Annotated in this window: 10 protein-coding genes and 1 riboswitch; of the genes, 7 read left to right on the top strand and 3 right to left on the bottom strand. The window is 49.6% G+C overall.

All coding sequences use genetic code 11. The features are described 5' to 3' along the window. Nucleotides 1-3 precede the first annotated feature (3 nt). Nucleotides 4-573, bottom strand: coding sequence for a DUF6580 family putative transport protein (locus M4J38_RS03815; RefSeq protein ID WP_251758204.1), 570 nt, complete (start codon nucleotides 571-573; stop codon nucleotides 4-6). Between the two features lie 3 nt (nucleotides 574-576). Beyond that, a complete protein-coding gene (locus M4J38_RS03810; protein ID WP_308217808.1) occupies nucleotides 577-2442 on the bottom strand; it encodes a TonB-dependent receptor domain-containing protein in 1866 nt (621 codons plus the stop codon). Nucleotides 2443-2554: 112 nt separating this feature from the next. Further along, nucleotides 2555-2801, bottom strand: a riboswitch (cobalamin riboswitch). A gap of 305 nt (nucleotides 2802-3106) precedes the next feature. On the opposite strand from M4J38_RS03810, the gene M4J38_RS03795 reads away from it, so the two are divergent. The 5 genes from M4J38_RS03795 to M4J38_RS03775 all read left to right on the top strand — a co-directional run bounded on the left by M4J38_RS03795 (nucleotide 3107) and on the right by M4J38_RS03775 (nucleotide 9555). Continuing rightward, nucleotides 3107-4459, top strand: coding sequence for an APC family permease (locus M4J38_RS03795; RefSeq protein WP_251758203.1), 1353 nt, complete (start codon nucleotides 3107-3109; stop codon nucleotides 4457-4459). Continuing rightward, nucleotides 4460-5632, top strand: coding sequence for a PLP-dependent aspartate aminotransferase family protein (locus tag M4J38_RS03790; protein WP_251758202.1), 1173 nt, complete (start codon nucleotides 4460-4462; stop codon nucleotides 5630-5632). It abuts the gene before it with no gap. 102 nt (nucleotides 5633-5734) lie between these two features. Continuing rightward, nucleotides 5735-7090, top strand: coding sequence for a TolC family protein (locus M4J38_RS03785; protein WP_251758201.1), 1356 nt, complete (start codon nucleotides 5735-5737; stop codon nucleotides 7088-7090). Between the two features lie 36 nt (nucleotides 7091-7126). Beyond that, entirely contained in the window at nucleotides 7127-8485 is a 1359-nt protein-coding gene (locus tag M4J38_RS03780) for an efflux RND transporter periplasmic adaptor subunit (RefSeq protein ID WP_251758200.1), read from the top strand. A gap of 32 nt (nucleotides 8486-8517) precedes the next feature. Next, nucleotides 8518-9555, top strand: a complete 1038-nt coding sequence (locus M4J38_RS03775) for an NAD(P)H-dependent glycerol-3-phosphate dehydrogenase (protein WP_251758199.1) — start codon at nucleotides 8518-8520, stop codon at nucleotides 9553-9555. 22 nt (nucleotides 9556-9577) lie between these two features. Here the strand turns inward: M4J38_RS03775 and hemW are convergent, their stop codons facing one another. Then, nucleotides 9578-10708, bottom strand: a complete 1131-nt coding sequence (hemW, locus tag M4J38_RS03770; RefSeq protein ID WP_251758198.1) for a radical SAM family heme chaperone HemW — start codon at nucleotides 10706-10708, stop codon at nucleotides 9578-9580. 25 nt (nucleotides 10709-10733) lie between these two features. On the opposite strand from hemW, the gene M4J38_RS03765 reads away from it, so the two are divergent. Together M4J38_RS03765 and M4J38_RS03760 are read left to right on the top strand one after the other, a co-directional pair. Further along, nucleotides 10734-12533 carry a BamA/TamA family outer membrane protein gene (locus M4J38_RS03765; protein ID WP_251758197.1) on the top strand — a complete coding sequence of 600 codons (1800 nt, stop codon included), beginning with the start codon at nucleotides 10734-10736 and terminating at the stop codon, nucleotides 12531-12533. 32 nt (nucleotides 12534-12565) lie between these two features. Continuing rightward, nucleotides 12566-13516, top strand: coding sequence for a DUF4271 domain-containing protein (locus M4J38_RS03760; RefSeq protein ID WP_251758196.1), 951 nt, complete (start codon nucleotides 12566-12568; stop codon nucleotides 13514-13516). Nucleotides 13517-13523: the final 7 nt, after the last annotated feature.

Below are 13523 nucleotides of genomic sequence, written 5' to 3'. Positions count from 1 at the left end.
ATTTTATGCGTTTTGCGCCTGGAGCGATCTTCTGCGGATCATGTATTCGGCAGAACCGAACATGATGGTTCCATAGACAAGCGTTCCGGCGAGGAAATTCAATTCATAAGGAATGGCGGCGATCAGGCATTCAACAAACCCCATCCCTGTTTTTGGATACAAAGCATACGCCGATTGCCATACCCCGATATCGGTCACAACCCAATGGATGAGGGTGATGAACAGGGTGGCGGCGAACACGTTCCTGAAGTTGATCTTTTTCAGGAGAGAACCTGTGAAGGTCATCATCGCGAAAGCTGCGTAAGTCCATACGCTGCCATCGTAGAACAACTGCCATTCATTGAAGAATACGAGCCTGTTGAGCAGGACATCGCTGATCCACAAAGTGAGCAGCGGGAACAGGTATCCTTTCCACTTTTCCGTGAAATAAGCACCGCCGAAAAGCGCCATCGCGCCAATGGGAGAGAGGGTGCTCATAGGGGAGCCGCCCAAGCCGAACGCCACGCGGGAAGCCGCTACCACGCTCACAAAAAGCAGGAGGATAAAGGTAGGGAGTTGAATGTTTTTAGGCATGACTTATAGTTTAAAACTGATTCCGGCTGTAATGTTGAAGCCCTGGGTACTGTAACCAAGTACTTCTTCGTATTGTTTGTCGAGGATGTTCTTCACATCGGCGAATACTTTCAATCTGGCGGGAATGAAGGCGTATTCGGCGTAGGCGTTCCAAAGTCCATACGCGCCCAGGTTCACCTGTGTGGAGGGCCAGGAAGAGAAATCCATATCCGTACGTTTGCTGTACGTGTAGTAATTGGTGCTTACAAAAAGTTTTTTCGTAAGCTGGTACGATGCGGTAATGCCACCTGAATGTTTGGGCCTGCGCAGTAAGTTGAAGTAGGAGGTGTCTTTACCACTGGTTTGCGTGGATACTTCTCCATTAACAAAAGTGTAAAACAGGTTTACCTGGAGGTTTTTGGTAAGTTTCAACGTGGGTTCTATTTCAAACCCATAGTCTTCCTGTTTGTCGAAGTTGATGTATCCGTTCGCGCCGTAGATCATAACATCATCAATGTGGCGGGTGAATCCGGTGATCCGGGTATTGATTTTGTCCTGAAGGAAAGAAAGCTGCACACCTGCCTCTCCGGTAACGGATTCCTCGGGCTGAAGATCAGGGTTCGCGCCCCATTGACCGTACAACTGCGATAAGCTCGGGGCCTTGAAAGCCGTAGATAGATTGGCGAACAGTTTCACGTTATTGTTCAGCAGTACCGAAGGATTGATATTATAGGTGAAGTGGCTGCCGAATTCAGAATTTGAAATATACCTTCCGCCCAACTCCATATTCAGCGTGTTGAAGATATTCTTAAGGAATACACTTATATAAGGACTGGAGGAGTGCATTTTCTCCTTCGTGATCACCGGCAGAATGGTGCGGTACCAGCGTTGGTCGAAGCCAGCCAGCACTTCGAAATTCGGACTGAATTGATAGTTGCCGTAAACATCCAAAGTATGGTTCCTGCCATCAAATTCGGAGGGGTAGGCTGAAATATAGTCGCGGGTTACTTCATCGTATCCGAACAATGCGTTCACATTGCCTTTTTCATGTTTCCATTGGAATTGAGATCCGGTGGAAAGCAGGCTGGATTTATAGGAATTGGCTGCGTCGGCATAAGAGCCGTCGTCGTACGCTCCGCTGAAATAACTGTACCGGAAGAAAGGTTTCACTGACAGTCCAGGCATAACTTCTCCATCAATACTCAGGTTGATGGCGTTGTTGCGGAAGCCATCTTTATCGAAGTTGCCGGTTCCTGTTTTGTCTAGGGCTTCGCTGATGCCTTTGGTTTCGTTGTGCACGAAGCCGATATTGTAGGACACCTTATCTGTTGTGCCATTCAGGCCAGCAGTTGCTTTAAAGGTTCCGAAGGAACCTGCTGCGAGGTTGCCGTACAATTGAGCGGGTTTGCCTGCTCCTTTTTTGGTGATGATGTTAATAACGCCGGCAATGGCATCAGAGCCATACAAGGTAGATTGCGCACCTTTCAGAATTTCAATCCGCTCGATCTGGTCGATTGGGAACAGCCGCATGTCAAATGCGCCGCCTACACCGGTTGGATCGTTGACGGGAACGCCGTTTACCAGGAAAACCGTATAGTCGTTCTTGGCACCACGGAGGTAGAGGGATTTGTCTTTACCAGGGTTGCTGGTAGCGCCGTTCACTACGATGCCTGCCTGTTCGGTCAGCAACTGCGCGATGTCTTTACCCGCGCTTCTTTCCAGTACTTCTTTACTGATTACGGTAAGAACCTTTCCTGTTTCGGAAGCTTTTCTTGAAAACTTCGTAGCGGTAACGACCACTTCGTTCATGGAAGTGCCGCTTGTGTCCTGCTGTGCGTTGGCGTTAGAAAAGAAAGCCAGGGCCGCGCCTGCTAGGAATAAATGTTTCATGGTCATAGTGCTTTTAAAATGAATACTATGAACCCCCGGAAAAATGAATAACAGAAATGTAAAACGCTTTGCAATAAAGTATTTCCATCTCCGGCTTTTCACCCGAAAGCTCGTGATAACAACGGACCCTGGCAGGTCTTCTGGCTCGTTCCATGTTGAACACCTTCCCGGAGTGCTTCTCAAAAGATTACATCTTTACGCGGCCGCGTTATTGAGAGCAGTATCCAGTGGTATGAAGATCCAACACGTGGAGGAAATGCTTCCTCCAGGAACTTACAGCTACGGGGATAGCGCCGGATTTGCACCGGACTTCCCTTTTAATCCCCCGGTAAGGGGGAACCAAAGTCGCCGCAAAGATGGGAATACCCTTTGGAATTAGCAAATGGAAAATAATGGGTGCACGTGTTGAGTCGAGTGCATCAGTGTGTTTTCACCTTTTGTCCGGAAGAAAATAACGGAGGTCGCAAAGTTTTTTCCTGCCAACACCGGTAGAAAACAACGTCGGTGGCACCGGTTCACCCCAAAAGCGCGCTTTTCCTTCGTTCTGAGTTTGTTCCCTTCAACAGTATTTTCACCTTTCGTTCCAACCGAAAAACACGGTACCCGGTGTTTTGCCGGGTGCCGTGTTTTTTAAAACTTTACCGTAATTTCCCGGCACCAACACATGCGAACAACCAAACAACTGAACCTTTTCGACCTCACCATGATTGTGGTGAGTCTTGTTATCGGGATGGGCATCTTCAAAACACCGGTAAAAGTGGCCGCCAGCGCGGGTGTTCCCTGGATATTCTTCGCCGCCTGGATCGCCGGAGGCATAGTGGCCCTGTGTGGCGCACTCACCTTCGCGGAAATAGGTTCGCGGTTGCCCGTAGCCGGAGGCTACTATAAAATATTCTCGTATGCCTATCATCCTTCCCTGGCCTTCTCTATCAATTGTATCATCCTTGTTTCCAATGCGGCTTCGGTAGCAGGGGTTGCGCTGATTGGCGCGGAATACATCGCCGCGGTGCTTTTCCCTGACCGCCCGGATATTACGGCGATAAGGTTACTCATCGCCGCAGGAAGTATCATTGTTTTTTATGGGGTGAACCTGATGGGACTGAAGATGAGCGCACGTACCCAAAATGTGCTTACCATCATAAAGATCGGACTCGTGCTGTTGCTGATCTCAGCGCTTTTTCTGGCCGATCCCGTTTCCGGAGGAACTGCTACGAATACCACAAATGTCGCAGCGCACAATGGCTGGTTGCCGATGATAAAAGCATTTGGGATTTGCCTTATCGCGGTGTCCTTTACTTATGGCGGTTACCAGCAAACGATCAATTTCGGGGGGGATGTAAAAAATCCAGCCTCCGTAATGCCCAAAGGGATTTTCCTGGGACTGGCCATCATCATTGGGTTGTACCTTCTTATTAATATCACCTATGTTCATATCATCGGGTTCCAAAACCTTGGAAGCGCCGAATCCATCGCGGCCATACTGGCAGGGCAACTTTTCGGGGAACAAGGATTCACGGTATTGTCTGTATTGCTCTTTCTTTCCGTACTGGCCTATGTGAACGTGTTGCTTATGAGTAACCCCAGGGTGATCTTCGCGATGAGCGAAGACGGTGTTTTACCAGGATTCTTTCAGAAAAAAAACGGTAAAACACAGGTGGTGATCACTGCGCTCTCGGTGTTTGCCGCACTGTGTATCGTTACGCTTTTTTACGCCCAGACCTTCGATAAAATACTGAACTATACGATATTTATTGACAGTATCGGTATGGCCACTTCAGCGGCAACCATCTTTGTGTTGCGGATAAGAAAGGAGGGAGAAGGCAATAGCCAGGTGTATAGAATGGGCTGGTATCCGTTGCAACCGTTGTTGTTCATAGCGGCATACCTGTTTGTGGCGGTCAGTATTTTCCTGGATGATCCCATGGCGGCAGTGAACGGTTTGGGGATATTTCTCTTTTTCCTGTTGTTGTTTTTTATCATGAAAAGAACCGGTTGGAAGGGTTCAAAAAATATATAGATGGACATCTCTTTTATATTAAATGAACTGGGCGAAGAGCGGGAACTGTATTACAATGCCGTGGCCCCGCCCATTATGCAGACCAGCAATTTCAAAGCCGCCACCGTAGCGGAATTGAAAGAACTTTTTGCGGATGAATACAGCGGATACCTTTACAGCAGGGGACTGAATCCGACTGTGGAAATGCTGCGGAAGAAGCTGGCCGCCCTGGATGGCGCAGAAGATGCGCTCGTTTTCAACAACGGCGCCGCCGCCAGCTTCGCCGCCGTGTTTGCCCAGGTGAAATCCGGTGATCATATTGTTTCTGTGAGGAAACCCTATACCTGGTCGCAGAAAATGTTCGACGATATTTTTCCGCGTTTTGGTGTACGCACCACTTATGTGGACGGCACCAGCAATGCGGAAGTGGAGGCGGCCATCCGCCCGGAAACAAAAGTGATTTACCTGGAATCGCCCAACAGCTGGACCTATGAGTTGCAGGACCTTGCTTTTATAGCGGGTATTGCCCGTCCCCGCGGCATCGTTACCATCATAGATAATACCTATTGCACACCGCTCTGGCAGCGCCCGCTTGAACTCGGTATTGATATTGCCATGCAAACCGCCACCAAATATATTTCCGGCCACAGCGATACCCTCGGGGGCGTGCTTACCGGAACACGCGCCATGATGCGCCGGATCTTTGAAAGCGAATACCTGAATATCGGCGCGGGTATTCAGCCTTTTAATGCCTGGCTGTTGCTGCGGGGGTTAAGAACCCTGCCCCTGCGCCTGGAAAAAAGCGCTGCTTCAGCCGTTGAATTGATAGACAAACTGGAAAAACACCCTGCGGTTTCGAGGATAATCTACCCCTTCCATCAGTCATTTTCCCAATACGAACTGGCTAAAAAACAGATGAAGGGTTGCTGCGGATTGCTCACCTTTGTGGTGAAAGCGCATAGCCACGCCCAGGTTTCCACATTCTGTGAATCATTGAAACATATCATGATGGCCGTAAGTTGGGGTGGGCACGAATCGCTTATCATGCCCAGGTGCGCTTCACTGGAACCGGCCGATTTCGATCCCGCCAACGAAGCGCATCGTATGCTACGGCTTTACGTGGGCCTGGAAGAACCGGATTACTTATGGGCGGACCTGGAGCAGGCTTTTGAAAAAGTGACCTGGAACGAATAGAAATGCGGAGAATAATGACAATTTGTTAATTTGGCGGTGTAAACCATTAACCGCTTATCAATATTAGCGTTCACAGGTACCGGGAACACTTAAATTTGTTGCATGAGAAAAAGACAACTGTTGCCTTTAACCCTTATCACTATGCTGGCCGCCTTCCAGGGAATGGCGCAGGAAAAATGGGATTTAAAAAAATGCGTGGATTACGCAGTGGCAAATAATATTTCGATCAAGCAGGCACAGCTTGATATCAAAGTCGCCGAAGTAAATCTGAAACAAAGCCGGATGGGGCAGCTCCCAACGCTTGGATTTAACTCCGGGCAGCAATGGGGATTTGGACGAACCCGTGATTTCGCGACCCAGGAGATCGTTACGCAAAACTCCTTTGGATCCAGTTACGGGCTACAATCCGGGGTTACGCTTTTCAATTGGTTCAGCAACCGTTACAACACAAAAGGAACGGCTTTAGAAGTTGAAGCCACCAGAGAAGATGTGAATGCTTTGCGTTACAATACATCATTGAGCGTGGCTGCGGCATACCTGGATGCGCTGCTTGCCGTTGAACAGCGCAGGGTTGCCGATGTGCAACTGGAACTCACAAAATCTCAATTGGATAACACCCGCAAACTTGTAGAGGCTGGTTCCCTGCCGGAACTGAGTGCTGCTGAATTGGAAGCACAAGTGGCAAGAGATACGTCCGCTGTTGTAACGGCTTATGGTGCAGTAAACACCGCCATACTTCAGCTCAAGGCGCTGATGAACCTTGATGTTGCCACCCCGTTTGAACTGGCGGTGCCTCCTGTAGATCAGATACCCCTGGATCCTATCAGTGAACTGCAGCCTGACCTTGTGTACAATATCGCAGTTAATAATCAGCCCTCCCAAAAGAGCAATAAGCTGCGACTTCAATCCGCAGAGTATTATGTGAAAGCCAATAAGGCAATGCAGTGGCCCACTATTTCTGCCAGCGGAGGAATCAGTACCCAGTATTTTAGTTTATACAGGCAAATGAACGCTTCCGGACAGATTGAGAAAGTTCCCTATATGGATCAATTGAGTGAGAATATCGCAGAGAGTATTGGTATTGGTATCAATATCCCGCTGTTTCAAGGGTATACATTCAGGGGGAATTATCAGAAATCTGTACTGAACACGAAAAATGTCGCCCTGCAATTGGAGCAGATCAATTTCAACCTTAAACGCGATGTTTACCAGGCTTATGTAGACGCCACTACCGCACTTGAAAAATACAATGCCCAGAAAAAGGCTGTGGAGACATCTCAGAAGACATACGAGTTCTCTAAAAAGAGATATGAAGTGGGCTTATTGAATACAATTGATCTGATCATCGCCCAGAACAATTTCTCTTCCGCCAAAATAAACCTCTTATCCGCCCAGTTCGAATACGTTTTCAAAATGAAAGTACTCGAATTCTACAAAGGTCAGGGGCTTAAACTGTAACCACACACTTGAGAAAACCATCATAACAGTATTATTATGAACAAGAAATTGCGCTGGATCATTATCATTATCGTAGCCCTGATCGTGCTGCTCATCGTGCTGAAAAAAGCCGGTGTGCTGGGTAAGGACGAGGGAACCAAAGTGTCCGCAGAGAAAGCCGCACCCCGCACCATCATTGAATCGGTGAACGCCAGCGGTAAAGTATATCCTGAAATTGAAGTGAAAGTGAGTCCCGATATCTCCGGGGAGATCACTGAACTTACGGTACAGGAAGGCGACAGCGTACGCAAAGGGCAGGTGCTCGCGCGCATCTATGCCGATATCTATACCACGCAACGCGACCAGGCCGCGGCCAATGTAACGCAGCAACTCGCTTCCGTGCAGAACGCCAAAGCACAGCTCGCCGGGCAGAAAGCCGCCATGGAGCAGGCGAAAGCAGCTTACGACAGGCAAAAAACATTGCTGGACCAGAAAGTGATTTCCCGCTCGGAATTCGAAACCGCGCAAAGTGCATATTTGTCTGCTGAAGCTACTTACAACGCTGCATTGCAGGGCATCCGCAGCAGCGAGGCCAGCGTTCAGAACGCACAGGCACAGTTGAGCGGCGCCGATAAGAACCTCGGCAGAACCACGATCGTGGCACCCATGGATGGCGTGGTGTCGCTGCTCGCCGTTAAAAAGGGGGAGCGCGTAGTGGGTACCGCACAAATGGCGGGTACCGAAATGATGCGCATCGCCGATATGAATACCATTGAAGTGCAGGTGGATGTGAGTGAAAACGATATTCCCAAAGTACACCTCGGCGATTCCGCCATCGTGGAAGTGGACGCCTATACCAACAGGAAATTCAAAGGGATCGTAACCCAGATCGCCAGCAGCACTACTTCAGCTACCGCCACCGCCGCTACCAACGAAGTAACCAACTACAAAGTACATGTGCGCCTGTTGCCGGAAAGTTACAAGGACCTGATTGATCCATCCCGCCCTAAAAGTTTCCCCTTCCGCCCGGGTATGAGCGCCAGCGCTGATATTCAGACCAAAAGAATCGATAACGTGTTGAGCGTACCCATTAACGCGGTGACGACCCGCGAAAAAGGCAGCGATAAACCTTCTGAAAAGAAAAAAGAAGAGGGTAGTGAAGAACAGGGCAACGCGGGAACAACGGTTTCCGATGATCCCGATGAAGTAGTATTTGTACGTCAGGCTGATAATACGGTGAAGAAAATCGTGGTGAAAACAGGCATCCAGGACATTAATTATATACAGGTGACTTCCGGACTCAAAGGTGGGGAAGAAGTGATCACCGGACCATATTCCACGGTCAGCAAGACTTTGCGCGATGGCATGAAGGTAAACGTGGTGCCAAAGGACAAGCTTTTTGAGGTGAAGAAATAATGTAGGAACTTCGCCGCCTAAAACTTAGCGCAATGCAATTGGGAATGCTGGGCAGTGGAAGTTGGGCCACCGCACTCGTGAAACTGCTTACGGATAACGGACACACCATCAACTGGTGCGTACGCCACCAGGAGACGATAGATCATCTGAAGAAACGGCATCATAATCCGCACTATCTTAGTTCGGTGAATTTTAACCCTGCGCTGCTTCGGTTAAGCTGCGATGTGAGAGAAGTGGTCGCGGCGTCCGATTGCATCGTCGTAGCAACGCCATCCGCTTATGTAACGGATGCATTTCGCCAGCTTTCGAGAGAAAATCTTGCCGGCAAAAAAATCATTTCAGCCGTGAAAGGTATTCTTCCCGAGCAAAACCAGTTGCTGAACGAATACCTCTTCCAGGCCTTTGATTTTCCCCTCCAGGATTATTTCGCCGTGATGGGCCCCTGCCACGCCGAAGAGGTGGCCAAAGAGAAACTTTCCTACCTTACTTTCTCAGGTGTCAACGAACAGGCCGCGGCAGATATCGCTTCGTATTTCGCGACGGAATACCTGAACACCGTGGTGAATACGGATATCAACGGGGTGCAATACGCGGCCATCCTGAAAAATATTTACGCGGTAGGCGCCGGGATAGCCCACGGATTGGACTATGGCGATAATTTCCTTAGTGTACTGATCGCGAATAGTGCCGACGAAATGGCCTGTTTTCTCCGGAAGGCAGGTGTGCCGCGCATTGAAGTGGGCGTGCATGAAGAGGAAGATCCGGTTTCACACAGGAGGAAGGCGAATTACGCAGCCTCCGTGTACCTCGGCGATTTGCTGGTAACCTGTTACTCTCTTTACAGCCGCAACCGTACTTTCGGCAATATGATCGGTAAGGGATATTCCGTAAAAGCAGCACAGCTGGAAATGAATATGGTGGCCGAAGGCTACAATGCGAGCCGTTGTATTCATGAACTCAACCGCGGCTTCCAGGCGGAGATACCCATTGCAGAAGCCATCTACCGGATTTTATGGGAGAAAATGTCTCCCCGTGAAGGTTTCAGACTGATAGAAGGCGGGTTGATGTAAGTTTTATTCTTCCACTAACAGATTATTCTTCCACAAACAGGTCAGACGCGATCCCGTCGGCCAGGAACCGGCCTTTTTCTGTTATACGGATATGCGTTTGTGTAAGTATGGCATTTCCATTTGCGATATGTGGGGCGGTTGCTTTCAGCAGTTCCTGAACCGCTGTTGTTCCTGCTATTGCAGCGTAGCGTTCCAGTGAAAGTCCTTCCATGGTGCGTAGGCTGGTCATGATGTATTCGTTCAGCCTGTTGGCTTTCGTGAGTATTTCTTCTTCGAAAGGAACGGTCCCGCTTTGTATGGAAGTCAGGTAAAGCGCGTTGTTTGCCACGTTCCACTGCCGGCTTTTCCCATTGAACGAATGGGCCGAGGGGCCGATGCCCAGGTAGGGAACACCCTGCCAGTAAGCGGTGTTGTGTTTGCTCCGGAATCCCGGCTTCGCCAGGTTGGATATTTCATAGTGTTCAAAACCAAATTCCGGGGCTTTCGACTGCAGCAGTTCGAAATGCCGTGCCTGCCGGTCAGGATCCACAGCTTCTTTTTTCCCTTTCAGTATCATAAGATCCAGTGCGGTACTGGGTTCTACGGTAAGCGCGTAGCAGGAGAGGTGCGGTACTTCCAACTGAGCGGCTTTCTCCAGGTTGGCGATCCAGTTTTCGTCCGGAAGTGTGGGCCCTCCATAAATCAGATCGATAGAGATGTTGCGGATGCCCGCCTGTTGGGCCATGCGTATCGCGTCTTCGGCCATTCCCGCATTGTGGGCGCGGTTCATCCATTCCAGGTCGGCATCAAAAAAAGATTGCACACCAATACTAAGCCTGTTGATGCCCAATGCGACCCAGGATTCAACGGTGCCGGGTTGGATGTCGTCAGGGTTCGCTTCCAGCGTAATCTCCGGATCAGGATCAACCTGGAAATTGGCTCGTATGGCGGACAACATTTCTTTCAGAAACAAATCCGGCATCAGCGAAGGTGTTCCTCCCCCGAAATAAATGGTGCGCACCGGTTCTTTTCCCAGATAAGCGCTTTGAAGCGACACTTCTTTCAATAAAGCTTCCCTAATTTCGTTCTCATGCGTACGGGTGGTGGAGAAATGGAAATTGCAGTAATGACAAGCCCGTTTGCAGAATGGAATATGAATATAAATACCGGCCAATTTGTTCAGGATATTTTTGCGAGGAATGAATAGAATACTGCTCCTGCTGCTCCTCACCAGCATAGGGGCCGTAGTGTGCCGGGCGCAGGTTGCCAGCCAACCTTATCCCCTGCAACTGGATTGCTCCGGCAAAGATAGTGTGTTACTGCTGGAGCAGGTGAAAATGCCGCTTTCCTTCCTTTCAAAAGAAGCATGCGCCGGTTATATCGGGCAATTACCAGCCACTTTCAGAAAAATGGGCTTCATAACGGCCTCCATCGATTCCGTCAGGATCGATTCCACGGCTGCATACCTGAAAGTGTTTGTTGGAGAAGCCTGGAAATGGGGTGAGCTGGATCCGGGAAATGTTCCCCGCGCCATATTGGAAGCTGCGGGATGGCGTGGTGCTAATCATCAAAAAGTATATGATCCCGGCGCGATGAGCGCTTTGCAACAAAAGATCGTGGATTGGATGAACAACAACGGTTACCCCTTCGCCGCCGTAACCCTTGACAGTCTGCAACTCAATAGTGGCGTGGTTTCCGCGAAGTTACAACTGGACAGCGGCCGTAGGTACACCATTGATAGTATCCGTGTTTTCGGGGAAGGAAAAATCAACAACCGGTTCTTACAGAAATACCTGGAGTTGCCGAACGGTGTGTTGTACCGCTCCGCGAAACTGGAACAGGTGAGCAAGCGCATGCGCGAACTGCCTTTCCTGGAAGAAACACAACCCTGGCAATTGTCGATGCTGTCTACCGGCGCGGTCCTCGATATGTACCTCGCGCCCAAAAAAAGCAGTCAGGTAGATGTGCTCATCGGGTTCCTGCCGGGAAGTGATCAGCCGGGAGGAAAGCGGTTTCTCGTAACCGGAGAAGCGAATATCCAGTTGAAAAATGCCTTGCAGCAGGGCGAATCCATCGGTTTGAACTGGCAGCAATTGCAGGTACAATCGCCACGGCTCCATTTGAATTATGCCCATCCTTACATTGCCAACTCCAACCTCGGGATTGATTTTTCTTTTGAACTGTTCAAAAAGGATTCGTCTTTTCTCAATCTCCAGGCTTCGGCGGGCGTACAATACCTTGCCAGCGCGGAAAAAACAGGAAAGATATTCATCCAGACCTTCCGTACCAACCTGCTCACGGTAGATACGAATACTGTTTTTCTTACCCGTCAGCTCCCCGAACAGATCGATATGAGCGTGCTCACATTGGGGGTATCGTACAGCAGCAACAAAACGGATTACCGCAATAACCCACGCAAAGGCTTTGCCTGGGAGACCATGGTAACGGCAGGTCAGAAGACGATCAGGGAAAACAACGGCATCATTGAGATTAAAGATCCCAACTTCGATTTTTCTTCGCTTTACGACAGCCTTCAACTGAATTCGTACCAGTTCATCGCCAGGACATCACTCAATAAATATTTCCCTTTGGGCAGACAATCCACGTTCAAAGCGGCTTTTAACGGTGCCTGGCTGGAAAGTCCGGATATTTTCAGGAATGAACTTTTCCAGATCGGTGGCTACCGTTTACTGAGAGGGTTCGATGAGCAAAGTATTTTCGTTTCCCGTTACGGCGTATTCACAGGTGAATACCGTTACCTGGTAGGGCGCGACTCCTATTTCGCGGCTTTTACGGATATGGCGCTAACGCAGAACAGGAGCCGGTCCGCGGCAATGGCAGGGGCGGGCACGGTCGCTTATATCGGTGCGGGATTAGGTATGGCCTTTGAAACGAAAGCCGGGATATTTAACCTTTCCTGGGCCGCCGGAAAGCGGGGTGATCTTCCCTTCGATGTACGGCAATCCAAAATCCATTTCGGTTACGTGAATTATTTCTGACAGGAACGCATATTTTTGCCGGCATTACGCCTATGTCTCTTTTTATCCGCTGTTTTATTGTTGTATGCCTGTTGGGAGGAACGGACGCACTGCGTGCGCAGGACAGTACGTTGCTGAACAGCGTGGATTCCACTGTCCGCGACACGGTACAGCAAATGGTTGCAGGCGATACCACGGTTCTGAAAGATTCCGTTGTGGCTCCGCCGGTGGTCCCTAAAAAACCGTCGGAACTGCTCGATTACCGGAAGGCGTATTGGAAAACCGTGCAGGCGAACGAACTGATTGGGAACAATAAAGGCAATGTGCTCCGGCTGCCGATGGAACACCGCGTTGCGCCGGATAAGGACCAGTTCTTTTACCTGGTATGCGGACTGCTCTTTTTATTGGGGATACTCAGGGTCGCGTTCGGGAAATATTTCCAGGACCTGTTCAGGCTGGTATTCAGAAATACTTCTTTCCGCCAGAAGCAGTTGCGGGAACAGATGCAGCAAACGCCCCTTGCTTCGCTGCTGATGAATTTTTTCTTCGTGCTTACCGGCGGAGTGTACGTGAGCCTGTTGCTGCATCATTATGAAAGGGTGCCGCGTAACAGCTTCTGGACCCTCACCGGGCTGTGTGTGGCCGCTCTGGCCATGCTATATCTTTTGAAATTCCTGGTGCTTAAACTGGCAGGATGGATATTCGCGGTGCAGGAGGGGATGGAAACCTACAGTTTTATCGTATTCACCGTAAACAAGATTCTGGGACTGGCCTTGCTGCCGGCCGTCATTCTTATTGCGTTTACCGCCCAACCCGTGCTCGATTTCGCCATCACCATCTCCTGGCTACTGATTGCCGGACTGTTCATTTTCCGCTACTTTTTAGCATGGACAGCCGTTGCGAGAGAGGTTAAAGTAAGTCGCTTTCACTTTTTTTTGTACCTTTGCGCTTTCGAGATTGCGCCATTGCTGATTATTTACAAGGCGTTGTCCGGATATATGTGAGAGAATT

Origin of the sequence: Parasegetibacter sp. NRK P23, assembly GCF_023721715.1 — a bacterium.
Taxonomy (GTDB): Bacteria; Bacteroidota; Bacteroidia; order Chitinophagales; family Chitinophagaceae; genus Parasegetibacter.
Note: the sequence above shows the minus strand (reverse complement) of the source record. Positions and strands in the feature narration are given on the sequence as shown.

What these genes read in the sequence shown, in the direction of transcription:
- M4J38_RS03810 (WP_308217808.1), bottom strand. Translation starts at nt 2,442, where the DNA reads ATGAAACATTTATTCCTAGCAGGCGCGGCCCTGGCTTTCTTTTCTAAC.
- M4J38_RS03775 (WP_251758199.1), top strand. Translation starts at nt 8,518, where the DNA reads ATGCAATTGGGAATGCTGGGCAGTGGAAGTTGGGCCACCGCACTCGTG.
- M4J38_RS03785 (WP_251758201.1), top strand. Translation starts at nt 5,735, where the DNA reads ATGAGAAAAAGACAACTGTTGCCTTTAACCCTTATCACTATGCTGGCC.
- M4J38_RS03815 (WP_251758204.1), bottom strand. Translation starts at nt 573, where the DNA reads ATGCCTAAAAACATTCAACTCCCTACCTTTATCCTCCTGCTTTTTGTG.
- M4J38_RS03790 (WP_251758202.1), top strand. Translation starts at nt 4,460, where the DNA reads ATGGACATCTCTTTTATATTAAATGAACTGGGCGAAGAGCGGGAACTG.
- M4J38_RS03765 (WP_251758197.1), top strand. Translation starts at nt 10,734, where the DNA reads ATGAATAGAATACTGCTCCTGCTGCTCCTCACCAGCATAGGGGCCGTA.
- M4J38_RS03780 (WP_251758200.1), top strand. Translation starts at nt 7,127, where the DNA reads ATGAACAAGAAATTGCGCTGGATCATTATCATTATCGTAGCCCTGATC.
- M4J38_RS03760 (WP_251758196.1), top strand. Translation starts at nt 12,566, where the DNA reads ATGTCTCTTTTTATCCGCTGTTTTATTGTTGTATGCCTGTTGGGAGGA.
- M4J38_RS03795 (WP_251758203.1), top strand. Translation starts at nt 3,107, where the DNA reads ATGCGAACAACCAAACAACTGAACCTTTTCGACCTCACCATGATTGTG.